Annotated in this window: 24 protein-coding genes and 1 pseudogene; 3 read left to right on the top strand and 22 right to left on the bottom strand. The window is 73.2% G+C overall.

The genetic code is table 11. The annotated features are described in order from the left end of the window. Positions 1–110 precede the first annotated feature (110 nt). The 11 genes and pseudogenes from OSR43_RS07325 to rpsP form a co-directional block, all read right to left on the bottom strand. Positions 111–1,913, bottom strand: a complete 1,803-nt coding sequence (locus OSR43_RS07325; protein ID WP_302270583.1) for a pilus assembly protein TadG-related protein — start codon at positions 1,911–1,913, stop codon at positions 111–113. Then, positions 1,914–2,336, bottom strand: coding sequence for a TadE family protein (locus OSR43_RS07320; protein ID WP_302270582.1), 423 nt, complete (start codon positions 2,334–2,336; stop codon positions 1,914–1,916). 158 nt (positions 2,337–2,494) lie between these two features. Continuing rightward, entirely contained in the window at positions 2,495–2,803 is a 309-nt protein-coding gene (locus OSR43_RS07315; RefSeq protein WP_154612081.1) for a DUF2469 domain-containing protein, read from the bottom strand. Continuing rightward, positions 2,800–3,516, bottom strand: a complete 717-nt coding sequence (locus OSR43_RS07310; protein WP_302270581.1) for a ribonuclease HII — start codon at positions 3,514–3,516, stop codon at positions 2,800–2,802. Before OSR43_RS07310 ends, OSR43_RS07315 begins: the two co-directional genes overlap by 4 nt. A 15-nt stretch (positions 3,517–3,531) precedes the next feature. Beyond that, a complete protein-coding gene (gene lepB, locus OSR43_RS07305; protein ID WP_302270580.1) occupies positions 3,532–4,341 on the bottom strand; it encodes a signal peptidase I in 810 nt (269 codons plus the stop codon). A 38-nt stretch (positions 4,342–4,379) separates the two neighbouring features. Beyond that, positions 4,380–4,733: a 50S ribosomal protein L19 gene (rplS, locus tag OSR43_RS07300; protein ID WP_302270578.1), complete on the bottom strand. Its 354-nt coding sequence runs from the start codon at positions 4,731–4,733 to the stop codon at positions 4,380–4,382. A gap of 185 nt (positions 4,734–4,918) precedes the next feature. Next, positions 4,919–5,212 carry a GNAT family N-acetyltransferase gene (locus tag OSR43_RS07295; RefSeq protein WP_302271621.1) on the bottom strand — a complete coding sequence of 98 codons (294 nt, stop codon included), beginning with the start codon at positions 5,210–5,212 and terminating at the stop codon, positions 4,919–4,921. 192 nt (positions 5,213–5,404) lie between these two features. After that, a pseudogene (gene trmD, locus OSR43_RS07290) lies at positions 5,405–6,073 on the bottom strand (tRNA (guanosine(37)-N1)-methyltransferase TrmD); the annotation flags it as partial. A 7-nt stretch (positions 6,074–6,080) separates the two neighbouring features. Next, on the bottom strand, positions 6,081–6,629 hold the full coding sequence (gene rimM / locus OSR43_RS07285; RefSeq protein WP_302270577.1) for a ribosome maturation factor RimM: 549 nt from the start codon (positions 6,627–6,629) through the stop codon (positions 6,081–6,083). 82 nt (positions 6,630–6,711) lie between these two features. Beyond that, positions 6,712–6,954, bottom strand: a complete 243-nt coding sequence (locus tag OSR43_RS07280) for an RNA-binding protein (protein WP_302270576.1) — start codon at positions 6,952–6,954, stop codon at positions 6,712–6,714. Between the two features lie 5 nt (positions 6,955–6,959). Next, positions 6,960–7,493, bottom strand: coding sequence for a 30S ribosomal protein S16 (gene rpsP / locus OSR43_RS07275; protein ID WP_302270575.1), 534 nt, complete (start codon positions 7,491–7,493; stop codon positions 6,960–6,962). Positions 7,494–7,673: 180 nt separating this feature from the next. Here rpsP and OSR43_RS07270 point away from each other — a divergent pair, with 180 nt between their 5' ends. After that, positions 7,674–8,294, top strand: coding sequence for a hypothetical protein (locus OSR43_RS07270; RefSeq protein ID WP_302270574.1), 621 nt, complete (start codon positions 7,674–7,676; stop codon positions 8,292–8,294). Here OSR43_RS07270 and OSR43_RS07265 read toward each other — a convergent pair. From OSR43_RS07265 to ffh, 3 genes are read right to left on the bottom strand one after another with little or no spacing between them, the layout of a single operon-like run. Next, a complete protein-coding gene (locus OSR43_RS07265) occupies positions 8,291–9,373 on the bottom strand; it encodes an amidohydrolase family protein (RefSeq protein WP_302270573.1) in 1,083 nt (360 codons plus the stop codon). The genes OSR43_RS07270 and OSR43_RS07265 overlap by 4 nt on opposite strands. 22 nt (positions 9,374–9,395) lie before the next feature. Next, entirely contained in the window at positions 9,396–9,767 is a 372-nt protein-coding gene (locus OSR43_RS07260; protein ID WP_302270572.1) for an NYN domain-containing protein, read from the bottom strand. After that, the gene (gene ffh / locus OSR43_RS07255) at positions 9,764–11,332 is read right to left on the bottom strand and encodes a signal recognition particle protein (protein ID WP_302270571.1); all 1,569 of its coding nucleotides are present in this window, start codon (positions 11,330–11,332) and stop codon (positions 9,764–9,766) included. The genes OSR43_RS07260 and ffh overlap by 4 nt, the downstream gene beginning before the upstream one ends. 130 nt (positions 11,333–11,462) lie before the next feature. Here ffh and OSR43_RS07250 point away from each other — a divergent pair, with 130 nt between their 5' ends. Further along, the gene (locus OSR43_RS07250; RefSeq protein WP_302270569.1) at positions 11,463–13,655 is read left to right on the top strand and encodes a carbon starvation CstA family protein; all 2,193 of its coding nucleotides are present in this window, start codon (positions 11,463–11,465) and stop codon (positions 13,653–13,655) included. Next, the gene (locus OSR43_RS07245) at positions 13,652–13,834 is read left to right on the top strand and encodes a YbdD/YjiX family protein (RefSeq protein ID WP_302270567.1); all 183 of its coding nucleotides are present in this window, start codon (positions 13,652–13,654) and stop codon (positions 13,832–13,834) included. Before OSR43_RS07250 ends, OSR43_RS07245 begins: the two co-directional genes overlap by 4 nt. 28 nt (positions 13,835–13,862) lie before the next feature. Here OSR43_RS07245 and OSR43_RS07240 read toward each other — a convergent pair whose 3' ends face one another. From OSR43_RS07240 to smc, 8 genes are all read right to left on the bottom strand, one after another. Further along, the gene (locus tag OSR43_RS07240; protein WP_302270566.1) at positions 13,863–16,076 is read right to left on the bottom strand and encodes a [protein-PII] uridylyltransferase; all 2,214 of its coding nucleotides are present in this window, start codon (positions 16,074–16,076) and stop codon (positions 13,863–13,865) included. A 55-nt stretch (positions 16,077–16,131) separates the two neighbouring features. Next, a complete protein-coding gene (locus OSR43_RS07235) occupies positions 16,132–16,470 on the bottom strand; it encodes a P-II family nitrogen regulator (protein WP_302270565.1) in 339 nt (112 codons plus the stop codon). A gap of 97 nt (positions 16,471–16,567) precedes the next feature. Next, on the bottom strand, positions 16,568–16,906 hold the full coding sequence (locus OSR43_RS07230) for a P-II family nitrogen regulator (protein ID WP_302270563.1): 339 nt from the start codon (positions 16,904–16,906) through the stop codon (positions 16,568–16,570). Continuing rightward, positions 16,903–18,195, bottom strand: a complete 1,293-nt coding sequence (locus OSR43_RS07225; RefSeq protein WP_302270562.1) for an ammonium transporter — start codon at positions 18,193–18,195, stop codon at positions 16,903–16,905. Before OSR43_RS07225 ends, OSR43_RS07230 begins: the two co-directional genes overlap by 4 nt. 213 nt (positions 18,196–18,408) lie before the next feature. After that, the gene (gene ftsY, locus OSR43_RS07220; protein WP_302270561.1) at positions 18,409–19,587 is read right to left on the bottom strand and encodes a signal recognition particle-docking protein FtsY; all 1,179 of its coding nucleotides are present in this window, start codon (positions 19,585–19,587) and stop codon (positions 18,409–18,411) included. Positions 19,588–19,637: 50 nt separating this feature from the next. Next, the gene (locus OSR43_RS07215) at positions 19,638–19,832 is read right to left on the bottom strand and encodes a hypothetical protein (protein WP_302270560.1); all 195 of its coding nucleotides are present in this window, start codon (positions 19,830–19,832) and stop codon (positions 19,638–19,640) included. Between the two features lie 42 nt (positions 19,833–19,874). Then, the gene (locus tag OSR43_RS07210; RefSeq protein ID WP_302270559.1) at positions 19,875–20,315 is read right to left on the bottom strand and encodes a thioesterase family protein; all 441 of its coding nucleotides are present in this window, start codon (positions 20,313–20,315) and stop codon (positions 19,875–19,877) included. Then, the gene (gene smc, locus OSR43_RS07205) at positions 20,312–23,872 is read right to left on the bottom strand and encodes a chromosome segregation protein SMC (protein ID WP_302270558.1); all 3,561 of its coding nucleotides are present in this window, start codon (positions 23,870–23,872) and stop codon (positions 20,312–20,314) included. Before smc ends, OSR43_RS07210 begins: the two co-directional genes overlap by 4 nt. Positions 23,873–23,891: the final 19 nt, after the last annotated feature.

Genomic DNA, 23,891 nt, shown 5'->3' with positions numbered 1-23,891 from the left:
TCCCTACGACCCCCGATGGTCCGAGACCAGGAGCGTAGGCATCTTTACCCGGGCCGACCGGGTCGCTAGTCCGGATGGACTAGGAGGAAGGTCCGGTCGGCGGACGGCCTTCAGCCGACCAGCTTGGGCACGCTGCAGCTGAGCGCGGGCCTGCTGTCGAGCACCACGTCGGACCCCCCGACGCGTGCGCCGGCGAGCGCGAGGAGCGGGTCGAGCAACGTGGCGGTGAGGCTGGCCGGGTTCGCCGGGTCGAAGAGCCGGGTGAGCCCGGACGTGAGGATGGCGTCGAGCAGCTTCGTCTGGTTGGCCGGCGAGATGTAGATGCCCGCGCCGAGCAGCCCTCCGAGGACACCCACGTGGGCGCTGATGTTGGCCCAGGTGCGCGACACCGACTGGAGGCTGGCGCTCCCGCTGCCCGTGTCGTAGGGCGTGTCGAAGGACCGGGGTGGGACGTCGACCCTCACGTCGACGTGCCCGTTCGCGCCCACCGCGATCCGGACCAGCACCTCGGCGTCCACGGCGATCACCGCCTCGGCGAGGCTCGGCAGTCCGAGGAAGGAGCCGTCCAGGACCTTCGCCCCCACCCGCGCGCGCAGCGGCGTCCGGACCGAGAGGGTCGCGACCCCGTTCTCGACGTCGACGACGATGCCGTCCGGCTGCCCACAGGTCACCGCCTTCAGCCTCGAGCTCGTCCCGGCGACGCTGAGGTCGATCGCGACGTGGTTCTCGGCAGTGATCTGCGCGGAGACGACGTTCTCGAGGAGGCCCTCGATGACCGGCGGCACGAAGCTCGTCGTCGTCGGTGCCAGGGTGCCGTCGACGTGGACGCCCAGCTGCTCGGTGTCGGACGCGACCCCGATGGTGGTGCCGTCCCCGGGAGCACCGCAGTACTGCCGGGGGCCCTGGACCAGCTTGGCCCGGAGGTTGACGTTGGCGAGGCCCGGGATCCCGGCGCCGAGATGGACGTTGGCGAGGTTGGTGCCGTTGACCGCGGACACGGCGCCTCCGACCAGGTCCAGGAGGTTCGCGGTGGCGCCCGCCATCGAGCCCGCCCCGCTCGAGACGCCGACCAGCTTGCCGAGCTGCACGCTGACGGTCGAGCTGGCGTTGGCCACGAGGACGTCGAGCACGTTCACGACGGCCGTGCTGGCGGGCTGGGCCAGTGCCCGGACGGCCACCAGGAGCTGCTTGATGGTCACCGTCGTCGTGGCGAGCTGGTCGACCGACCCGACGCCGAGCCGCACCGCGAGCTGGGTGAGGTCCACCGCGGCGGTTGCCAGGCCGGTGTAGCTCAACGCTGCGACCGCCGCGCCGTTGGAGAACGCTCCGGACTGCTCGGCGATCTTGCGGAGGACGGGGTCGAGCAGCGCGGAGTCGCCCGTGTCGACCTTGGTGGCCCAGGATCCCAGCTTGTAGCAGGCGAAGGACGACAACGACGCCGTGGCCGCTCTCGACACCTCGCCGCGACCGGTCGCGAAGGCGAAGTCGACCCCGTTCGACGCGGTCACCCGGACGGCGTTCGGGACCATCGACCCTGCGGTGACCGACGGCGACGACACCGTCGCCGAGCTCGTCGCGTAGCTGACTGCTCCCGCGGCAGTGAAGGCCCCGTCGACCACGCGACCGACCTCCACGCGGACGTCCGGCGCGCTGCCGAGCACCTTGTCGTCGTTGCGGGCCACCGCGTCCTTGACCGCAGCACGGAACGCGGTACTGGCGAGGACGGTCGCGGCGTCGTGGCCCGTCATCTCCCGGGAGAGGTCCAGGGCGACGATGTCCGACAACGCCTGCATGTCCCGTCTCGCCACCCTCTGCATCCCGAGGTCGACCGCGAAGGCGGCGACGAGCAGCAGGACGGTCATCGAGACGGCCACGAGGACCGTGACGCCTCCCTCGTCGGAACGGCGACGCACTCAGCTCACCCGTGCGGACGAGGTGTACGCGAGCCGGTCGGGGAGCACGGTGCCGAGCCCGGGGAAGGCAGGCGTCAACGGGTGTGCGCGGTAGGCGTAGTCCACGGTCACTGACAGGCAGAGCGGCGGGGCCGTACCGTGCCCGGCGCACGAGGCGGGAGCGGACACCGCACAGGTCCCCACCTGCGCGGAGCCTTTGACCAGCTTGCCCGCGGCGCACGTCACGCCGTATGAGCGCAGCCCCTCGTTGACCGCTTTCACGGCATCGCTCTCGCGCGAGGTCGCCACGGTCGAGACGGCCGCCGCCCGGGCTCCCTCGGCCGCCGCCTGGCTCAGCGCCTGGCGGAAGCTGAGCATGTACCCGTAGCTGATGATCCCGAAGACGAGCATCAGCAGCAGTGGGGCGACCAGCGCGAACTCCACGGCAGCGGCCCCGCGCTCGGTACGGCGCGTGCGTGCGCGTCTGCTCGTCACTGCTGGTCCCCTGGCGTGCGTGCCGCGGGCTGTCCCCACGACCGCCCGACCCCGCGACGACCATAAGACCGAGGCTTAGCACTTCGGGCCGAAATGACCCGTTCGGACTACGGCTTGGGCGGATCGATGTCCGAAGGTTGGAGCTCCTCGACGTTCACGTCCTTGAACGTGAGCACCTTGACGTTCTTGGCGAAGCGCGCCGGCCGGTACATGTCCCAGACCCAGGCGTCGGACATGGACACCTCGAAGAAGACGTCCCCGGCCTCGGTGCGGGCCTTCACGTCGACCTGGTTGCACAGGTAGAACCGGCGGTCGGTCTCGACGACGTACTTGAAGATGCCGACGACGTCGCGGTACTCGCGGTAGAGCGTCAGCTCCATCTCGGCCTCGTACTTCTCGAGGTCCTCGGCGCTCATGACAGGTCCTCCAGGGCCTCGACGGGTACGGCGTCCTCATTGTGCACGCGGTCGTCCGGCTCGAGCCCGGCCGCCCGGCGCACGTTGACGAACCGCATCCGGTGCACCGGCGACGGGCCGTGCTGCAGCAGCGCCGCGGTGTGGGTCTCGGTGATGTAGCCCTTGTGCGTCGCGAAGTCGTACGCCGGCCAGTCGGCGTCCATCTCGCGCATGATGCGGTCGCGGGTGACCTTCGCGAGGACCGAGGCCGCCGCGATGCACGCGGCGACCCGGTCGCCCTTCCAGACCGCCAGGCCGGGCACCCCCAGGCCGTCCACGGGGAACCCGTCGGTGAGCACGTACGCGGGAGGCACGTCGAGCAGGGCGACGGCCCGGCGCAGCGCCTCGACGTTCGCCACGTGCATGCCGAGCCGGTCGCACTCGTCGTGCGGGACCACGACGACCGACCAGGCCACCGCGCGCCGCACGACCTGGTCGTAGCAGCGCTCGCGCGCCCTCTCGGTCAGCAGCTTGCTGTCGGCCAGGCCCGGGACGATGCCGGCCTTCCCCGACGGGAGGATGCAGGCACCGGCGACCAGGGGCCCGGCGCAGGCGCCGCGGCCGGCCTCGTCGACCCCGGCGATCGGCTCGATGCCGTGCCGGCGCAGGGCGCGCTCGTAGCCGTAGATGCCGGCGTCACGCCGGACGGTCGAGCCACGTGGGAGGACGCTCACGGGTTCCCGGAGGGGTCAGGACGGGTCGGGCACGTCCGCGAACGCGTCGGGACGCCCCACCCAGTCGAAGCGGTCGGTGGGCCAGAGCAGCACGAACACCTTGCCGACCACTGAGTCCACCGGGACGTAGGGGTTCTCGGTGCAGTCGGTCTCCTGCTCGGGCAGGCACAGGTGCGCGCTGGAGTCGGCGGAGTGGCCGCGGTTGTCACCCATGACGAACAGCTGGCCCTCGGGCACGGGGCCGGCCGACCAGCTGCAGTTGCCGGTCATCGGCCCGCGGCAGTCGATGCCCTTCTCCTGCTTGACGTAGGCGTCCTCGTTCAGCGGCTTGCCGTTGACCGAGATCCGGCCCTTCTTGTCGCAGCAGGTGATGGTGTCACCGGCGACGCCGACGACCCGCTTCACCAGGTGGCCACCGGTCGGGTAGAGCCCGATCTTGGCCATCAGCGAGGTCAGCCCGTTGGTGGGCTCGGCGTCCTCGCTGTCGCTGAGCCAGCTGCCCGGGTCCTCGAAGACGACGACGTCGCCGCGCTGCGGCTCGCGGCCGAACCAGTAGGAGACCTTCTGCACCAGGATCCGGTCGTTCTTGACCAGCCCGGGCTCCATGGACTGCGAGGGGATGTAGAAGGCCTGGACGAAGAGCGCCTTGATGACCACGGCCAGCACCAGCGCGATGCCGAGCAGCAGGATCGTCTCCTGCCAGACCGGCAGGTGCTTGCGCTTCTTCTCGGCCGCCGCGCCGTCGGGAGACGACGAAGACCGCGACCCGTCCGGCGTGCCGACGGTGTCGTCGGCGGGATCGAGGTCGCGGTCTTCGGTGGTCACGCGCAGAGTCTAGGGAGGAGTGACCCACCCGAGACGCATCAGGCCTCGCGGCGCTCCTTGATCTTGGCGGCCTTGCCGCGCAGGTTGCGCAGGTAGTACAGCTTCGCGCGACGGACGTCACCGCGGGTGACGATCTCGATCTGCTCGAAGATCGGGGAGTTCAGCGGGAAGGTGCGCTCGACGCCGACGCCGAAGGAGACCTTGCGGACGGTGAAGGTCCGGCCGATGCCGGAGCCCTGCACGCGGATCACGACGCCCTGGAACACCTGGACGCGGGAGCGGTTGCCCTCGACGACCTTGACGTGGACCTTGATGGTGTCACCGGCGCGGAAGGCCGGGACGTCGTCGCGCTTGGCGCTGTTGCCGAGCTCGGCCACCAGGTTGTTGCTCATGACTGCTCCTCGCGAGTGCCACAGGTCAGCCGCGGTTCGAGTGTTGACGGTGCGGGTGGCGCAGTGCGTGTGGCCGGCGGCGCAGGACTCCCCCTGTGGCAGGAGCCCGGCGCGGACCCCCCGGGTGTGTGCTCGGAGCGGTCCTTCGGCCGACTGGGCCGGTGGACCAGTCTGCCACAGCGCGATCAGCGGCCAGAAATCCGCTTGGTGAGCACCGCCGGGCCCGATCGCCCGTCGAGCACCTCGCGCAGGCGGAAGCCCGCCTTCTTGTACATCCGCAGGTTGTCGGCGCTGCCCTTGCCCGTGAAGAGGCGGTACGACGCGGCGCCGGCCGGCGCGACCGCCTCGACGTGCTCGAGCAGCAGCCGGCCCAGGCCGCGCCCGCGCAGGTCCGGGGCGACCATCAGCCGCCCGATCTCCCAGACGTCGCCGTCGAGCCGGCCGCGCACGGAGCCGACCAGCCGGCCGGCGACCCGCACCACGTAGGTGTCCCAGGTGGCCAGCGAGTCGGTGACGGTCGCCAGGTCCTCGTGCAGGGGCGGGATCCCGAGGTCGTCGTTGGCGATCGCCTCGCGGACCCAGCAGGCGAGCTGGAGGGTGAGGATCTCCGGGGCGTCGGCGCGCACGGCGGGCACGACCTCCCACTCCCCCGCGACCGCGCTGCCGTGCAGCAGGTCCGGCCGGCGCTCGGCGGTGCGGCGTACCGCCTGCTCGTGGCGCCAGCGGGCGATCGCACCGTGGTCGCCCGACAGCAGGACGGGCGGCACGTCGTGGCCGCGCCAGCTGGCCGGCTTGGTGTAGACGGGGTACTCCAGCAGCCCGTCCTCGTGGGACTCCTCGACCAGCGAGGCGGCGTTCCCCATGAATCCGGGCAGCAGCCGCACGACGGCCTCGGTCACCGCGAGCGCAGCCACCTCGCCGCCGTTGAGCACGTAGTCGCCGATCGAGACCTCGCGGACCTCGGTGACGGTCCGGGCGTGGTCGAGGACCCGTTGGTCGATCCCCTCGTAGCGGCCGCACGCGAAGACCAGGCGCTCGCGGGTGGCCAGCTCGCGGGCCACCTCCTGGGTGAACGGCTCCCCCGAGGGCGTCGTCACCACCACGGTCGCCCCCTCGACGGCCAGGTCGTCCAGCGCGGCGCCCCACGGCTCGGGCTTCATCACCATGCCGGCGCCGCCGCCGTACGGCGTGTCGTCGACGGTGCGGTGCCGGTCGTGGGTCCACGCGCGCAGGTCGTGCACGTGCACCTCGATCAGCCCCGACGCCACCGCCTTGCCCGGCAGCGAGAGCTGCAGCGGCGCGAGGTAGTCGGGGAAGATCGTCAGGTAGTCCAGCCGCACCGCCGGCTCACGCGTCCTCGGGCAGCGGCGTCACCAGGCCGGGCCGGTCGGCGACGACCACGCGTCGGGCCGCCAGGTCGACCTCGGGGACGAGGGCCTTGACGAACGGCACCAGCGCCTCGCGGCCCTCGGGCGTGCGGATCGTCAGCAGGTCCTGCGCGCCGCCGTGGACCAGCGCGGAGACCGTGCCGAGCTCGGTCCCCTCCAGGTCGTACGCCGCCAGGCCGATGAGCTGGTGGTCGTAGTACTCGTCGGGGTCGGCCGGGGTCTCGTCGGCGGGGATCGTCGCGTGCAGCACGATGCCGCGGGCGGCCTCGGCGGCGTTCCGGTCGGCGATCTCGGCGAAGGAGACCAGCAGCGTCGTCTGGTGCCAGCGCGCGCTCTCGACGGTCACCTCGCGCAGCGGAGAGGCCGAGCCGCGGGGCGGCTCGGCCCGCAGCCGGGCCCCCACGGCGTACCGCCGCTCGGGCTCGTCGGTGCGCACGTCGACCGTCACCTCGCCGCGGATGCCGTGCGGCTTGCCGATCCGCCCGACCACCAGCTCGATCGTCTCCACTGCTGCTCTCCTCCAGGGAATCGGTGAAAATGCGAACGGGTGCCGCCCCCACAGGGAGCGGCACCCGTCCGGAGTGCTGGACTCAGCGACGCCGGTCGACGTCGACGAAGTCGATCCGCGCACCCTCACGCCCGGCGAGCGCCGAGATGACGGTGCGGAACGCGGACGCCGTGCGGCCGCCGCGCCCGATCACCTTGCCGAGGTCGTCGGGGTGCACCAGGACCTCGAGGACCGAGCCGCGACGGAGCTGCTTGTCGCGGACGACCACGTCGTCGGGGTTGTCCACGACGCCGCGGACGAGGTGCTCGAGCGCGTCGGCCAGCATCGTGCTCAGGCCTGCTTGTCCGCGTCAGGACGCTCGGGGTCGGCGTCCGACTTGGTCTGGGCGGTCTCCACGGCCTCGGCCTCCTCGGTCGCACCCTCGGGGGTCTCGACGCCGGGGGTCACGTTGGCCTCGGGAGCGGCGGCCTCGGCCGACTTCTTCGCGGCCTTCTTGGTCGTCGCGTCGCCGCGGGGCTCGCTCTGAGCCTCCTTGAGCGCCTCGTTGAAGATCTCGAGCTTGTCCCGCTTGGGCTCGGCGTGGCGCAGGGTGCCCTCGGCGCCCGGCTCACCCTTGAACTTCTGCCAGTCGCCGGTGACCTTGAGGATGGCGGCGACGGCCTCGGTCGGCTGCGCGCCGACGCCGAGCCAGTACTGCGCCCGCTCGGAGGTGACGTCGATGTACGACGGGTCCTCCTTGGGGTGGTACTTGCCGATCTCCTCGAGGACGCGACCGTCGCGCTTCTTGCGCGAGTCGACGACGACGATGCGGTACTGCGGCACCCGGACCTTGCCCAGGCGCTTCAAACGGATCTTGACGGCCACAGCTGTGGTGTCTCCTCAGGATGTCGTGTGTGGTGAGGTGCACCGCCACCAGGTGGGGACCGGGTCGGGCTCCTCGGATGGGTCCAGCTGCGTCCGGGTGAGAGGGTCCGGGCGCGCAGGACTCAGCGGCGAAGTCTGCCAGAACGGCGTCCGCGCGGCGAAATCGGGCAGGGTGCGGGCATGAGCGTCCCGCCGGGCCCCCCGACACCCCCACCGTACGCCGCCGGGCCGGGCGCGCCGGACCCGCGCCGGCCCCGGCCGAGCGGCTGGTGGTTCGCAATGGGCGGCGCGCTCCTCGTGGCGGCCGTCGCGTCCGGGATCGGACTCCTGGTCTGGACCCTCTCGGGCTTCCTCGACACCGACGCCACGGTCCCCGGCGACGGCCGGCCCCACCTCGTGACGGTGGACGACGACCGCGACCGCGTGCTCTGGCTGCGCACCGACGACCCGACCGCCTGCCGGGCCGTCGACGCGACCACCGGCCAGGAGGTCCGCCTCGGGCCGGTGGGCGGGACCTTCGAGAAGTCCGACGGCAGCGGCGAGTGGACCGCCGACAGCCGGTTCCGCCCCGGCTCCGGGGAGCTCGAGGTCACCTGCGCCGCGGGCGGTGCGCCGGTGCAGGTGGGCCCCGCCCCGGACGTGCGCGGGTTCGTGGGCGGGATCGTCGCGACGGTCGCCGTGCCCCTCGTCCTGGGGCTCGCCGGCCTGGTCGTCCTGCTCGTCACCGCCGTCCGCTGGGGGACGGGGCGCCCCCGGGGACCGACCCGCACCCTGGCCCGGACCGGCGGGCCGGTGCCCTAGGCGGGCGCGCGACCGACGACGCGGCCCCGCAGCACGACGCAGACCGGCTCCCACAGCACGGTGGGGTCGGCGACGGGGTCGCGGTCGTAGACGACCAGGTCGGCGCTCGCGCCCTCCTCCAGGCCCGGGAACCCCAGCCACTCCCGGCCGCGCCAGGACGCAGCGGCGACGACGTCCTCGGCCGGCAGGCCCAGCTCGACCATGGCCAGGACCTCGCCGGCGAGCCAGCCGTGCCGCTGCGCGCCGCCGCCGTCGCTGCCGACGTACATCGCCACGCCCGCCTCGTGGGCCGACATCAGCACCTCCCGGCGCCGGGCGTGCAGGTCCTCCATCGTGGCCGCGTAGTCGGGGAACCGGTCGCGGCCCTGCTCGGCGAAGGTCGGGAACTTGGCCGTCTGCATCACGGTCGGCACCAGCGCCACGCCCCGCGACGCCATCTGGTCGAGCTGGTCGAGCGAGAGGCCCGTGCCGTGCTCGATGCAGTCGATGCCCGCGTCGAGCAGGCCCTGCAGCACGTCGCGGCCGAAGCAGTGGGCGGTCACCTTCGCACCCTCGGCGTGGGCGGTCGCGATCGCCTCGGCGAACGCCTCCGGCGGGAACGACGGCGCCAGGTCGCCCACGTCGCGGGAGATCCAGTCGCCGACCACCTTCACCCAGCCGTCGCTCCCCTGCGCCTCCCGACCGACGTACGTCGCGAGGTCGGCCGGCTCGACCTCGTGGGCGTAGCCCCGGATGTAGCGCTTCGTGCGCGCGACGTGCCGCCCGGCCCGCACCAGGCGCGGCAGGTCCTCGCGCTCCTGGACCCAGCGGGTGTCGGCCGGGGAGCCGCAGTCGCGCAGCAGCAGCGCGCCGGCGTCACGGTCGGCCAGCGCCTGGCCCTCGACCTCGGACTCCTCGACCGCGCCGTGGTCCTCGAGGCCGAGGTGGTTGTGGGCGTCGACCAGGCCCGGGACGATCCACCCGCGGGCGACCGTCTCCGCGCCGGCCTGCGGCTCGTAGGTGACCGTGCCGTCCACGACGTACAGGTCGCGGCTCCCGCCGTCGGGCAGGACCGGTCCGGAGAACCTCAACGCAGCCATGCCCCGACGCTAGCGGGCCGGCTCAGCCGATGAGGTCGAGGAGCCAGGAGGGCCCGACGGCGAGGGCGCCGACGCCCTCGACCCGCGCCTGCAGCATCCGGTCGGCGGTCACCACCGTGACCCGCTCGCCCCGTCCGGCCGCCGCCCGGGCCTCGGCGACGATCGTCTCGTCGCCGGCGCCCTTCGCGTGCACGGTGCGCACGTGCTGGTCGCGCCCGGGCCGGACGCCGCCCTTGGCCGCCCCCTCCAGCACGAGGACGACCACGTCCTGGGGCGTGTCCCCCACCAGCAGCTGCTCGTGCAGCCGGCGGGCGGCACCCGCCCGGTCCTTCCACCAGCCGTCCGGGCGGCTGCCCACCACGTTGGCGCCGTCGACCACCAGCGTGGTGGTCACTTGAGGAACTTCGAGAAGTCCTTCGGCAGGTCGAGGGCGGCAGCGGCCTGCTCGTAGTCCACGTCCGCACCGCCGGGGGTGCCGAAGGGGTTGGCGGCCGCGGCGGCGGCTGCCTTCTCCTTCTCGGCGGCCGCCTGCTGGGCGGCCTTCGCCGGGTTGCCGGACCGCTTGGCGCCCTTGCCCTTCTTCTGCTGCGGCTTGGCCTTGCCCTTCTTGGGACCGCCCATGCCGGGCATGCCCGGCATGCCGGGGATCCCGCCGCCGCGCGCCATCTGCATCATCATCTTGCGCGCCTCGAAGAACCGGTCGACGAGCTGGTTGACGTCGGAGACCTGGCGGCCCGACCCCTTCGCGATGCGCGCCCGGCGCGAGCCGTCGATGATCTTGGGGTTGGCCCGCTCGGCCGGCGTCATCGACTGGATGATCGCCTGGATCCGGTCGATCTCGCGCTCGTCGAAGTTCTCCAGCTGCTCGCGGAACTGGCCCATCCCGGGGAGCATCCCCATGATCTTCGACATCGAGCCGAGCTTGCGGACCTGCTGCATCTGCTCGAGGAAGTCGTCGAGGGTGAACTCGCCGCCCTGGCCGCTGAGCTTCGCGGCCGCCTTCATGGCCTGCTCGGAGTCGAAGGCCTTCTCGGCCTGCTCGATCAGGGTCATCACGTCACCCATGTCGAGGATGCGCGAGGCCATGCGGTCGGGGTGGAACAGGTCGAAGTCGGTCATCTTCTCGCCGTTGGAGGCGAACATGACCGGCTTGCCGGTGATCGAGGCGATCGACAGCGCCGCGCCACCGCGGGCGTCGCCGTCGAGCTTGGTGAGGACGACGCCGTCGTACCCGACGCCGTCGAGGAAGGCCTGGGCGGTGGAGACGGCGTCCTGGCCGATCATCGCGTCGACGACGAAGAGGACCTCGTCGGGCGAGACCGCGTCGCGGATGTCGGAGGCCTGCTGCATCAGCTCGGCGTCGAGGCCGAGGCGGCCGGCGGTGTCGACGATGACGACGTCGTGCAGGCGGCGCTTGGCCTCCTCGATCGACGCGCGGGCCACCGCGACGGGGTCGCCCACGCCGTTGCCGGGCTCCGGCGCGAACACCGGGACGCCGACCCGCTCGCCGTTGACCTCGAGCTGGCGCACGGCGTTGGGGCGCTGCAGGTCGCAGGCCACGAGGAGCGGGGTCTTGCCCTGCTCCTTGAGCCAGAGCGCGAGCTTCGCGGCCAGGGTCGTCTTGCCGGCGCCCTGGAGGCCGGCGAGCATGATCACGGTCGGGCCGCTCTTGGCGTACCGCAGGCGGCGCGTCTCACCGCCGAGGATCGTCACGAGCTCCTCGTTGACGATCTTGACGATCTGCTGGGCGGGGTTCAGCGCCTGGCTGACCTCCTCGCCGCGGGCGCGGTCCTTGACCGCGGCCACGAACTCCTTGACGACCGGGAGCGCGACGTCCGCCTCGAGCAGGGCGATCCGGATCTCGCGGGCGGTGGCGTCGATGTCGGCCTCGGAGAGCCGACCCTTGCCCCGGAGGTTCTTGAAGGTGTCGGCGAGCCGGTCGGAGAGGGTGGCGAACACGTGAATCCTGACGATCGGTGACGGGTACGACGGGTGGTCGGACACCCAAATCCTAACCGGGTGCCGTGGCTACCCTCCGCCCGCTCGGCGTGCGAGGGTGAGCGCAGTCACTCGGGACAGGAGCACCCCCATGAGCACGGCCACCGACGTCCGCCAGCCCACCCGTCCGCCGCACCGCCGCGACCCCCGGTCGATCGCCCTCTGGGCCGCCGTGGGCGTCGTCGGCGCCGTCTGCTGGGCGGTCCTCGCCCTGTCCCGGGGCGAGGACGTCTCGGCGCTGTGGATGCTGTTCGCAGCGCTGTGCTCCTACGCCATCGCCTACCGGTTCTACGCACGCTTCATCGCCCGGAAGGTGCTCGAGGTCGACGACACCCGGGCCACGCCCGCCGAGCGGCTCGACAACGGCGTCGACTTCGAGGTCACCGACCGCCGGGTGCTCTTCGGCCACCACTTCGCGGCCATCGCGGGCGCCGGGCCGCTCGTCGGGCCGGTCCTGGCCGCCCAGATGGGCTACCTGCCGGGGACGATCTGGATCGTCGCCGGCGTCGTCGCGGCCGGCGCCGTCCAGGACATGGTCGTGCTCTTCTTCTCGATGCGCCGCGACGGCCGGAGCCTGGGCCAGATGGTCCGCGACGAGGTCGGGGTGGTCGGCGGTGTCGCGGCGCTCATCGCGGTGTTCGCGATCATGATCCTGATCCTGGCGGTGCTCGCGCTGGTGGTGGTCAACGCGCTGGCGGAGTCCCCGTGGGGCGTGTTCTCGATCGGGCTCACCATCCCCATCGCCCTGCTGATGGGCTTCTACCTGCGCTACCTGCGCCCGGGGCGCGTCCTGGAGGTCACCGCGATCGGCGTGGTGCTGCTCCTGCTCGCGATCGTCGGCGGCGGCTGGGTCGACGGCTCGTCGCTCGGCGACGACCTGACGCTCTCCAAGGAGACGCTGGTCATCTGCCTGGTCGTCTACGGCTTCGTCGCCTCCGTGCTGCCGGTGTGGATGCTGCTGACCCCGCGCGACTACCTCTCGACGTTCATGAAGGTCGGCGTGATCGTGCTCCTCGCGGTCGGCCTGGTCATCGCCGCGCCGTCGATCCAGGCCGACGCGGTGACGTCGTTCGCCACCGACGGCGACGGGCCGGTCTTCTCCGGCAAGGTCTTCCCGTTCGTGTTCATCACCATCGCCTGCGGGGCCCTGTCGGGCTTCCACGCACTGATCTCCTCGGGCACGACGCCGAAGCTGATCGCCAAGGAGAGCCAGGTACGGATGATCGGGTACGGCGGCATGCTGATGGAGTCCTTCGTGGCCATCAGCGCGCTGATCGCCGCGGTCGTCATCGACCAGGGGCTCTACTACTCGATGAACGCCCCCGCCGGCGCCACCGGAGGGACGGTCGAGAGCGCCGCCCAGTTCGTCGCCGGGCTCGGCTACACGATCACCCCCGACCAGCTGGCCGCGGCCGCAGCGGCCGTCGAGGAGGAGTCGCTCATCTCGCGCACCGGCGGTGCGCCGACGCTGGCCTTCGGCCTCTCCCAGGTCTTCTCCGAGGCCTTCGGCGGAGGGCTCCAGGCGTTCTGGTACCACTTCGCGATCATGTTCGAGGCGCTCTTCATCCTGACCGCCGTCGACGCCGGCACCCGCGTGGGCCGGTTCATGCTGCAGGACACCGTCGGCAACGTCTGGAAGCGGTTCGGCGACACCTCGTGGCGACCGGCCTCCTGGATCGCCAGCGCCGTCGTCGTCGGCGCCTGGGGCTCGATGCTCTACATCGGCGTGACCGACCCGCTGGGCGGGATCAACCAGCTCTTCCCGCTCTTCGGCATCGCCAACCAGCTGCTCGCCGCCATCGCGCTCGCGCTGTGCGTCACCCTGCTCATCAAGCACGGGAAGCTCCGCTACGCCTGGGTCCCCGGCATCCCCCTCGTCTGGGACCTGGTCACGACCATGACCGCGAGCTGGCAGAAGGTGTTCTCCGACAACCCGGCGATCGGCTACTTCGCCCAGGCCGACCGCTACCGCGAGGCACGGGACGCCGGTGAGGTGCTGGCCCCGGCAGCCGACGCCGGGCAGATGGACCAGGTGGTCTTCAACTCCACGCTCAACGGGGTGCTGCAGGCGGCCTTCGCCGTGCTCGTCATCGTGGTCGTCGCCAACGCCGTGGTCGTCTGGGTGCGCGCCGCCCGGGCCGGCGGCCTGCCGACCACGGAGGTGCCGCACACCCCCTCGCGGATCGTCGCACCGGCCGACTTCTTCCCCACCGCCGAGGAGAAGGAGGCGCTGCGCGCCTGGGAGGAGTCCCGGCGGGCCGAACCGGTCGGGGGCCGACGATGACGGGGCGAGGCGTCCTCGGCGGGGTCCGGTGGTACCTCAGGGAGGTCACCGGCGAGTCCCGGTGGGAGGCCTACCTGGCGCGGTGCGAGCGCGACGGCGTCCGGCCGATGACACGTCGCGAGTACGAACGGCACCGCTCGGACCTCCGCGAGCACAACCCCCAGTCGCGCTGCTGCTGACCGTCGCGGTCGGTCGGCCGCGGGGCAGCTACTCCCCCGACAGCGCCGCCCGGACGGCGTGGGCCGCCTCGGCCGCGCGGCCGTCCGGCAGCGGCCCGGCGTCGACCTCCTGGACGTAGAAGACGTCGACCGCCTGCGGCCCCAGGGTGTCGACGTGCGCCGATCGCACCGCCACCCCCAGCCGCGCCAGCGCCGCGCAGACCAAGTGCACGACGCCGGGCCGGTCGGTCGCCCGGACCTCCAGGACGGTCGACTGCTCGGAGGCCTCGGGGCGCACGGCGACGGTCGGCGCCAGCACGTCCGGGCCGGCCGGCCGCAGCCGGGCGGCGGCGTCGACCGAGCCCGAGCGGACGGCGTCGTACCGGGTGCGGAGGACGGCGGGGTCCAGCCCCTGCGCGCCGACCTCCCAGATGCTGACCGCGTGCTGGTCCTGGGACCAGGCGCGGGCGGCGCGCACGGGCAGGCGCTGCAGGGCGAGGACACCGGCGAGGTCGGCGAGGAGGCCCACCCGGTCGGGTGCGACCACCGTGACCCGCGAGCCGTCGGCCAGCTCCTCGACCTCGACGGAGATCCCGCCGCGGCGCACCTCCTCCGGCACGGGGACCTCGTCGGCGACGACGGGCGGCGGCGCCGACCCGCTGTCCAGGGCGGCCCGGGCGCGGCGCGCCAGGTCGAGCACCAGGCCGGCGCGCCAGGACGACCAGGCCTTGGGGGACGTCGCCTTGGCGTCGGCCTCGGTGAGCGCGGTCAGCAGCGACAGCGCCTCGACCGACCCGACCCGGGAGGTGACCAGCTCGACCGTCGCGGGGTCGTCGGGGTCGCGGGTCGTGGCGGTCTCGGCGAGCAGCAGGTGCCAGCGCACGAGCGTGCCGACCAGGTCCACGGCGGCCTCGTCGAACCCCATCCGCCGCGCGATGTCCCGGGCGATCGGCTCGCCGGCCACGCTGTGCTCGGTCAGGCTGCCCTTGCCGATGTCGTGCAGCAGCGCGGCGACCATCAGCACGTCGGGGCGGGCCACCGACCGGATCAGGCCGGAGGCCTCCACGCAGGTCTCGACCACGTGCCGGTCGACGGTGTAGCGGTGGATCGCGGAGGCGTGCGGGAGCAGCCGGATGCGGTCCCACTCCGGCAGGACCGCCCCCAGCGCGCCGGTCTCCTCCAGCGTCTCCCAGGTGTCGAGCAGCCCGCGCCCGGAGGCGAGCATCCGCACCAGCAGCTGGCGGGCCTCGGCGGGCCACGGGTCGGGCAGCGGCGCGCACTCCCGCGCCAGGCGGGCGGCGGTCGGCGGTGCGAGGACGACGTCGCGCTCGGCGGCGTGCGCGGCCGCGCGCAGCAGCAGCACGGGGTCCTGGGCCGGTCGCGCCCGGCCGTCCAGCACCACCTCGCGCCCGGCCATCGCGACCCCCTCGGCCAGCGGGGTCAGGGCCGGTCGGCGCGCGCCGACCGCGGCGGGGCGGGCCAGGTAGTCCTCGACGCGGCGCCAGGTCAGCCGGGACAGGTGGGTGATCCGCCGGCCGAGCTCGCGGACGTGCACCTGCGCGGCGCGGGCGTCGGGCAGCTCGAGGCGGGTGGCCAGCTCGGCCCACATCTCCGGGACCACCCGGTCGCTGGGCCGCCCGGCGACGTCGTGGACGAGGTCGCGGACGTCGAGCAGCGCCAGCCGGACCCGCTCGAGCTCGACGTGGGGGACGTCGACCAGCCAGGTGGCCACCAGCGCTCGCAGCACGGTGGCGTCGCGGATCCCGCCCTCGGCCTCCTTCAGGTCCGGCACCGAGACGTGGGCGAGCTCGCCGACCAGGTCGTGGCGCGCGCGGACCAGCCGCTGCACCTCCGGCAGCCGTTCCCGGGCACCGCGGCGCCACTGGGCGAGCATCGTGGTCCGCAGGCGCAGCGACAGCCCGGGGTCGCCCGCGAGGTGGCGCACGTCGAGCAGGCCGAGCGCGACCTTGAGGTCGGCCTCGGCCGCGGTGACCATCTCCGGCAGCGCCCGCACCGAGTGGTCCACGCGGGCCCCGGAGTCCCACAGGGGGTACCAGAGCTGCTCGGCCACCTCGCCGGGGTCGACCCCCTCGTCGTGGACCAGGACCACGTCGAGGTCGGAGTGGGGCGCCAGCTCGGAGCGGCCGTACCCACCGACGGCGACGAGCGCCATCCCCGCATCGGGACCGCCGACGCCGTCGTAGGCCTTGACGCACAGCGCGTCGGCGTCGGCGGTGCGGGCGGCACGGTCGGCGGCGGTCACGGCGTCCTGGGGCCGGCGGAGAGGACCGTGCCGGGAGGGGCGGGGGCGCGAGAGGTCACAGGGCCTCGTCGTCGCGCTCGCCGGTGCGGACGCGCAGGACCGAGTCGACCGGGCTCACCCAGACCTTGCCGTCACCGATCTTGCCGGTCTGCGCGCCGCGCTCGATGGCGCCGACGACCTCGTCGACGTCGCCGTCGGCCACGACGACCTCGAGCCGCAGCTTCGGCACCAGCGCGACGTCGTACTCCGCGCCGCGGTAGACCTCGGTGTGCCCCTTCTGCCGCCCGTAGCCGCTCACCTCGCTGACCGTCATCCCGGTGACGCCGACGGACTCCAGGGCGACCCGGACGTCCTCCCACTTGTGCGGCTTGACCACCGCGGTGACGAGCTTCATCGGTTCTCCTGGTCGCTGGGCTGAGGTGGGCCGATCATGCCCGACCATGCCGACGGCCCGGCTCCCCCACGCGGGGAGGGCCGGGCCGTCGGGGTGGTCACAGGGCGGCTTCGTCCTTGTCGCCGGTGCGGACCCGCACCACCGTCTCGACCGGGCTCACCCAGACCTTGCCGTCGCCGATGCGGCCGGTCTGCGCGGTCTTGACCACGATCCCCACCACGTCGTCGGCGTCGCTGTCGTCGACCACGATCTCGATGCGGATCTTCGGCACGAGCGCGATGTCGTACTCCGCGCCGCGGTAGACCTCGGTGTGGCCCTTCTGGCGTCCGTACCCGCTGACCTCGCTGACGGTCATGCCGGTGACCCCGAAGGTCTCCAGCGCCTCGCGGACGTCCTCCCACTTGTGCGGCTTGATCACCGCGGTCACGAGCTTCATGCGTTGGCTCCTTCCGAGGCGGGGGCGGTGTGTGCGGCGAGGACGCCGGACTTGCCGCCGCCGCCCAGGCTGCTGGTGTGCAGGTCGTACGCCGACTCGCCGTGGGCGCTGAGGTCGATGCCCTCGACCTCGTCGTCCTCGGTGATCCGCAGGCCGATGGTGAACTTGATGGCCAGGGCGATGACCGCGGTCACGATCGCCGAGTAGACCACCGCGACGACCACGCCGAGCGCCTGGTCGCCCAGGGAGCCGGCGCCGCCGCCGTAGAAGAGGCCGTCGATGCCGCCGGCCCCGTCGGAGGTGGAGAACAGGCCGATGAGCAGCGTGCCGACGATGCCGCCCACGAGGTGGACGCCGACGACGTCGAGCGAGTCGTCGTAGCCGAGGCGGAACTTCAGGCCCACGGCCCAGGCGCACACGGCACCGGCGATGACGCCGATGGCGACCGCGCCCTCGATGTCGACCGCACCCGCGGCCGGGGTGATGGCGACCAGGCCCGCGACGATGCCGGAGGCGGCGCCGAGCGAGGTGGCCTTCTTGTGGATCAGCTTCTCCACGGCCAGCCAGCCGAGGATGGCGGCCATGGTGGCCAGCGTGGTGTTGGCGAACGTGCGGCCCATCTCCGAGGGGATGTCCTGGTCGACGACGACGATCGAGCCGACGTTGAAGCCGTACCAGCCGAACCACAGCAGGCCCGCGCCGAGCATGGTCAGCGTCAGGTTGTGCGGGCGCATCTTGTCGCGGGGCCAGCCGAGGCGCTTGCCGAGGAGGACCACCAGCACGAGCGCCGCGACGCCGGCGTTGATGTGGACCGCGGTGCCACCGGCGTAGTCCTGCGCGCCGATCCGTCCGCAGATGAGCGAGTCCTCGGTGCAGCTGAAGACCATGTGGGCCATCGGGAAGTAGCAGAGCAGCGCCCACAGCGGCACGAAGGCCAGCCACGCGCCGAACTTCATCCGGCCCTCGACGGCGCCGCTGATCAGGGCGACGGTGATGATCGCGAAGGTCATCTGGAACATGACGAAGACGTAGTCGGCGGTGCCGACGCCGTCGAGCCAGAACAGGTCGAAGGGGTTCGCGAAGAGCGTGCCGTCGCCGGCCCAGCCCATCGACCAGCCGACCGCGACGTACAGGATGCCGACGATCGCAGCCGCGATGTAGGACATCATCATCATGTTCAGCACGGACTTCGAGCGGGACATGCCGCCGTAGAAGAGCGCCAGTGCGGGCACCGTCATCATCAGCACCAGGGCTGTCGCCACCAGCATGAAGGCGTAATAGCCGTCCACGAAACCTCCAGGGTTGCTCTCGTCGAAGGCCGGCCCGCACGTCGACTGACGTCGCTGTCAGGTGCGGGTCCGGCCGCTGTCGAGAACACTCGGCGGCCGAGGTTTCGCTGCCCGCCGCGCGATGTTGCGAGCAGGAAACGAGTCCTGGAGTTTCGTTACGTCCCGGTTACGGACCGGGCGTGCCGCGTTTGCCCGGCCCGGTCGCCAGGCGCTTCAGCCGAGCAGTGCGTCGACGAACGCGCCGGCGTCGAACGGCGCCAGGTCGTCGGCGCCCTCGCCGAGGCCGACCAGCTTGACCGGTACGCCGAGCTCGCGCTGGACCGCGACCACGATGCCGCCCTTGGCGGACCCGTCGAGCTTGGTGAGCACGATGCCGGTCACGTCGACGACCTCGCTGAAGACGCGGGCCTGGATCATGCCGTTCTGCCCGGTCGTGGCGTCGAGGACGAGCAGCACCTCGGTGACCGGTGCCTGCTTCTCGATGACGCGCTTGACCTTGCCGAGCTCGTCCATCAGGCCGGCCTTGTTCTGCAGGCGGCCGGCGGTGTCCACGATGACGGTGTCGATGCCGCGGTCCACGCCCTCCTTGACCGCCTCGAAGGCGACGCTGGCGGGGTCGGTGCCCTCCGGGCCGCGGACGACCTCGACGCCGACCCGCTCGCCCCAGGTCGCGAGCTGCTCGACCGCAGCCGCACGGAACGTGTCGGCCGCCCCGAGGACGACGCTGCGGTCCTCGGCGACCAGGATCCGGGAGATCTTGCCGACGGTGGTGGTCTTGCCGGCGCCGTTCACGCCCACGACCAGCACCACGCCGGGCCGGCCGTCCTCGCCGCTGACCTGGAGCCGGCGGTCCATCGAGGGGTCGACCAGCGTGAGCAGCTCCTCGCGCAGGACGGTCCGGGCGTCGGCGCCGGTGCCGCCCTCGACCCGCATCCGGGTGCGCAGCCGGTCGACCAGCTCCTGGGTGGGCGCGACGCCGATGTCGGCGGTGAGCAGGGTGTCCTCGATCGACTCCCAGGTGTCCTCGTCGAGCCGGTCGCGGCTCAGCAGGGCGAGCAGCCCGCGGCCCAGGGAGCCCTGGGAGCCGGCCAGGCGCTGGCGCAGCCGCACCAGGCGGCTGGCCGTGCCCTCGGGTCGCTCCAGGACGGGCGCCTCGTCGACCGGCGCGACCTCGGCCTCGACCTCCGGCTCGAGGGTCGCCGGCGGCGAGCTGAGCTCGACCGCCGCCTCGTCCTCGGGCGCCTCCGACGGCGGCCGGACGATGACGTCGGTGTGGGTGTTCGGCAGCGGCTTCGGCGTCCGCCGCCGCCCGACGATGAGCCCGGTGACGGCCGCGACGAGGCCGAGGCCCACGAGCGCGACGATGAGGATCAGGGCGGAGACGGCTTCCATGGCGTCATCCAATCATCCGGGGCGGGAGCCCCCGAAACGCGTGCCGCGGGTCAGTGGCGGCGGGCGCCGGCGGCCTCGTCGGCCTCGGGGTCGAGCACCGGGGCACGCTCGGCCACGCGCTCCATGGCCTCGCCGAGCCAGGGCGCCTGCGGCACCTGCTGGCCGCGGTGGGGGAACGCGACGTACGTCACCACGAGCCCCGCCACGAGAACGATGAACAGCATCACCAGGGAGATCGTCAGCACTCCTCAGTGTTACCCCTGGGGCGCACGGGGCAACCCACCGGGTCAGCGCAGGAGCGGGGCGACGGCGGCGCGGATCACGTCGGGCACCGGGGTGACCGGCCGCGCGGGATCGGTGTCGTCGACGTAGACGTGCACGAACCGGCCCTCGGCGGCGGCCTCCTCGCCGTCGCCCTGGAACAGCCCGATCCGGTAGACGACCGAGGAGGTGCCGACCTTCTCGCAGACCAGGCCCGCCTCGACCGGTGCGGGGAAGCCGATCTCGCGGAAGTACCGGCACCCGGTCTCGGCGACGATGCCGATCTGCGGCAGCCTGCGGATGTCGACGCCGGTCGCCTCGTAGAGGTGGGCGTTCACCGCGGTGTCGAACATCTCGTAGTACGTCGCGTTGTTGAGGTGCCCGTAGGCGTCGTCGTCGCGCCACCGGGTCGTGATCGTGCGCCACGCGACGTAGTCGGCGCGCATGGGGCGGGTGCGGTCGCTCATGCCGGCTCCGGCTCCCGCAGCCGCTGGCTGATGACGGCCGAGACGCCGTCCCCTCGCATGGTCACGCCGTACAACGCGTCCCCGACCTCCATCGTCCGCTTCTGGTGGGTGATGACGAGCAGCTGGGAGTTCTCCCGCAGCTCCTCGTAGATCTCGAGCAGCCGCCCGAGGTTGGTGTCGTCGAGCGCCGCCTCGACCTCGTCGAGGATGTAGAACGGCGAGGGCCGGGCCTTGAAGAGCGAGACCAGGAAGCAGACCGCCACCAGGGAGCGCTCGCCGCCGGAGAGCAGCGAGAGCCGCTTGACCTTCTTGCCGGCGGGGCGGGCCTCGACCTCGATGCCGGTGGTCAGCATGCTGCCCGGGTCGGTGAGCACCAGGCGTCCCTCGCCCCCGGGGAAGAGCCGCGCGAACGTCGCGTCGAAGGCCCGCTCCACGTCGGCGTACGCCTCGGTGAAGACCTGCTCGACGCGGGTGTCGACCTCGCGGACGATGTCGAGGAGGTCCTTGCGGGTCTTGCGGAGGTCCTCGAGCTGCTCGGTGAGGAACTTGTGCCGCTCCTCCATCGCCGAGAACTCCTCGAGCGCCAGCGGGTTGACCCGGCCCAGCATCGACAGGGCGCGCTCGGCGGCGCGCAGCCGCTTCTCCTGCTCGGCGCGGACGTACGGCGCAGGCTCGGGGGCTGGGTCGTCCTCGGCCGCGTCGGCGGCAGGTGCGACCGGCACCGGCTGGTCGGGCCCGTAGTCGCCGACCAGTGCGTCGGGCGCGAGGCCGAGCTCCTCGACGGCGCGCTGCTCGAGCTGCTCGATCCGCATCTGCTGCTGCGCGCGGGCCAGCTCGTCGCGGTGGGCGGAGCTGACGAGCTCGTCGTGCTCGCGGGCGAGGTCGCGCAGCCGGGCCCGCACGTCGCGCAGCTGCTGCTCGCGCCCCGCCCTGGCCTGCTCGACGGCGGTCCGTGCCTCGGCCGCGCGGGTCACCGAGACCTCGAGCCGGACGAGCACGTGCGCCACGGCCGTGCCGACCGCCTCCGCGGCCCGCCCCTCGCGCATGAGCCGCTCGCGGCGCTCGGCCGCCTTCGCCCGCGCCTCGCGCTCCGCGCGCGCCGCGCGCAGCAGGCCGTCGGCCCGCCCGTGCAGCGCCCGGGCGCGCTCCTCGGAGGTGCGCAGCGCGAGCCGGGCGTCCATCTCGCCCTGGCGGGCGTCGCGGGCGGCGGCGACCAGGCGCTCGCGGTCACCGGTGTCGGGCTCCTCCTCGGGAGCGTCCTGGGCCGTGGCCAGGCGCGTCTCGAGGTCGGCGAGTCCCGCCACCGCCTGCTCGCGGGCCTCCTGGGCCTTGGCGATGGCCTGCGCGAGGCGCTCGGCCTCGCCGCGGGCCGCGCGGGCCTGCGAGCCGTACTGCCCCAGCTCCTCGGCCACTGCCGCCAGCGTCGCGTCCGACTCGTGCAGCTTGGCCATCGCCACGTCGGCGCGCTTCTGCGCCTCCAGCCGCTCGGCCTCGAGCCGGGAGATGTCGAAGGAGAGCCGCTCCCCCGCCGCCGTCACCTCGGCCAGCTGCGCGGCGGCCTCGTCGACCGCGGCCTGCACCTCGATGAGGCTGGGGCGGCTCGTGGACCCGCCCGCGGCGAAGTGGGCGGCCAGCACGTCGCCCTCGCGGGTGACGGCGGTCAGGTCCGGCAGGTCGCCCACCAGGTACCGGGCGGTGTCGAGGTCGTCCACGACGGCCACCCGGTCGAGCAGGCGCGACAGCGCCGGTCGCAGCTCCTCGGGGCACTGCACCACGTCCACGGCGTACGTCGCGTGGCCGGGCAGCGCCGGCCGGTCGGTCGCTCCGGTGGTCCCCGCGCCGCCCAGCACGAGGCCGGCGCGGCCGAGGTCCTCGCCCTTGAGGTGGGCGATCGCGTCGACCGCGGCCGCCGCGTCGGCGACGGCGACCGCGTCGGCGGCCTGCCCGAGGGCGGCGGCGACGGCGGTCTCGAAGCCCGCACGGACCGTGAGCAGGGCCGCGACCGACCCGAGCAGGCCGGGGACGGCGTCGGCGGCGCCCAGCAGCGCGCCGGCGCCGTCCTTGCGGTCCAGGCCGAGCTCGAGGGCGTCCTTGCGGGCCGCCAGCGCGGAGCGGTCACGGTCGGCCTGCTGGGCCGCGTCGCGGACCTTGGCCAACCGCTCCTCGACGTCGTCGAGCAGCGAGGTGGCCGCCTCGTGCTCGGCGTCGAGGCCCTCCTCCCCGGCGTCGAGGCCGGCGACCCGGGTCTCCAGGGCGGTGAAGTCCCGCTGCGCCCGGTCGGCGCGGGCCAGCGCCTCCTCGCGGGTGAGGGAGAGCCGACCCACCTCGTCGTCGGCGGCCGAGGCGCGCGAGCGCAGCGCGTTGACCTGGCCGTGCAGCCGGGCGAGCCCCTCGCGGCGGTCCGCGGCCGCGCGCTGGAGGGCCGCGATGCGGCGGTCCTCCTCCGCGGCGGCGTCCTCGGCGGCCCGGCGGGCCGCGACGGCCTCCTCGAGCGCGGTGCGGTGCCGGTCGACCTCGGCGGCGGTGCGCTGCTCGTTCTCGCGCATCCGCTCCGCCTCGGCCTCGAGCTCCGCGGGGTCGCGCCCCCCGCGGTGCTCGGTGCCGGCGCTGCCGGCGGCGTTGCGCCTGCGCTCGGCGGCCAGGGACTGGGTCCCGCGCAGGCGCTCGCGCAGGCCAGACAGGGCGAACCACGTCTCCTGGGCCGCAGCGAGGGCCGGCAGGTCCTCGCGCAGCGCCGCCTCGAGGGCGGCCTCGGCCTCCCGGGCCGACGCGATCGCCGCCTCGACCTGCTCGCGACGCTGCACCAGGACCGACTCGTCGGCCAGCTCCTGCTCCAGCGCGGTGCGCGCGGTCACCAGGTCGTCGGCGAGCAGCCGGGCCCGGGCGTCGCGCACGTCGGCCTGCACGGTCTGCGCGCGCCGGGCGACCTCGGCCTGCCGGCCCAGCGGCTTGAGCTGCCGGCGGATCTCGCTGAGGAGGTCGTTGAGGCGGTTGAGGTTGCCCTCGGTCGCGTCGAGCTTGCGGAGCGCCTTCTCCTTGCGCCTGCGGTGCTTGAGGACGCCCGCCGCCTCCTCGATGAAGCCGCGGCGGTCCTCGGGCGTGGCGTGCAGGATCTGGTCGAGCTGGCCCTGCCCGACGATCACGTGCATCTCGCGTCCGATGCCGGAGTCGGAGAGCAGCTCCTGGACGTCGAGCAGCCGACAGGTGCTGCCGTTGATGGCGTACTCCGACCCGCCGGAGCGGAACATCGTCCGGCTGATCGTGACCTCGGCGTACTCGATGGGCAGGGCGCCGTCGGAGTTGTCGATGGTCAGCACCACCTCGGCGCGCCCCAGCGGTGGGCGGCCGGAGGTGCCGGCGAAGATGACGTCGTCCATCTTGCCGCCGCGCAGCGACTTGGCGCTCGCCTCGCCCATCACCCAGGCGAGCGCGTCGACGACGTTGGACTTGCCCGAGCCGTTCGGCCCGACGATGCAGGTGATGCCCGGCTCGAGCTGAAGCGTCGTCGAGGACGCGAAGGACTTGAACCCCTTCAGGGTCAGGCTCTTCAGGTACAACGGGGGCTCCCTCACACCG

Source organism: Nocardioides sp. Arc9.136 (assembly GCF_030506255.1).
Classification (GTDB): Bacteria; Actinomycetota; Actinomycetes; order Propionibacteriales; family Nocardioidaceae; genus Nocardioides.
Note: the sequence above shows the minus strand (reverse complement) of the source record. Positions and strands in the feature narration are given on the sequence as shown.

Excerpts from the sequence above, each read along its gene's own strand:
- OSR43_RS07270 (WP_302270574.1), top strand. The coding sequence starts at position 7,674 with ATGAGCGTCCCGCCGGGCCCCCCGACACCCCCACCGTACGCCGCCGGG.
- OSR43_RS07265 (WP_302270573.1), bottom strand. The coding sequence starts at position 9,373 with ATGGCTGCGTTGAGGTTCTCCGGACCGGTCCTGCCCGACGGCGGGAGC.
- OSR43_RS07245 (WP_302270567.1), top strand. The coding sequence starts at position 13,652 with ATGACGGGGCGAGGCGTCCTCGGCGGGGTCCGGTGGTACCTCAGGGAG.
- OSR43_RS07210 (WP_302270559.1), bottom strand. The coding sequence starts at position 20,315 with ATGAGCGACCGCACCCGCCCCATGCGCGCCGACTACGTCGCGTGGCGC.
- OSR43_RS07250 (WP_302270569.1), top strand. The coding sequence starts at position 11,463 with ATGAGCACGGCCACCGACGTCCGCCAGCCCACCCGTCCGCCGCACCGC.
- OSR43_RS07315 (WP_154612081.1), bottom strand. The coding sequence starts at position 2,803 with ATGAGCGCCGAGGACCTCGAGAAGTACGAGGCCGAGATGGAGCTGACG.
- OSR43_RS07230 (WP_302270563.1), bottom strand. The coding sequence starts at position 16,906 with ATGAAGCTCGTGACCGCGGTGATCAAGCCGCACAAGTGGGAGGACGTC.
- ftsY (WP_302270561.1), bottom strand. The coding sequence starts at position 19,587 with ATGGAAGCCGTCTCCGCCCTGATCCTCATCGTCGCGCTCGTGGGCCTC.
- OSR43_RS07235 (WP_302270565.1), bottom strand. The coding sequence starts at position 16,470 with ATGAAGCTCGTCACCGCGGTGGTCAAGCCGCACAAGTGGGAGGACGTC.
- rplS (WP_302270578.1), bottom strand. The coding sequence starts at position 4,733 with ATGAGCAACAACCTGGTGGCCGAGCTCGGCAACAGCGCCAAGCGCGAC.
- OSR43_RS07280 (WP_302270576.1), bottom strand. The coding sequence starts at position 6,954 with ATGCTGGCCGACGCGCTCGAGCACCTCGTCCGCGGCGTCGTGGACAAC.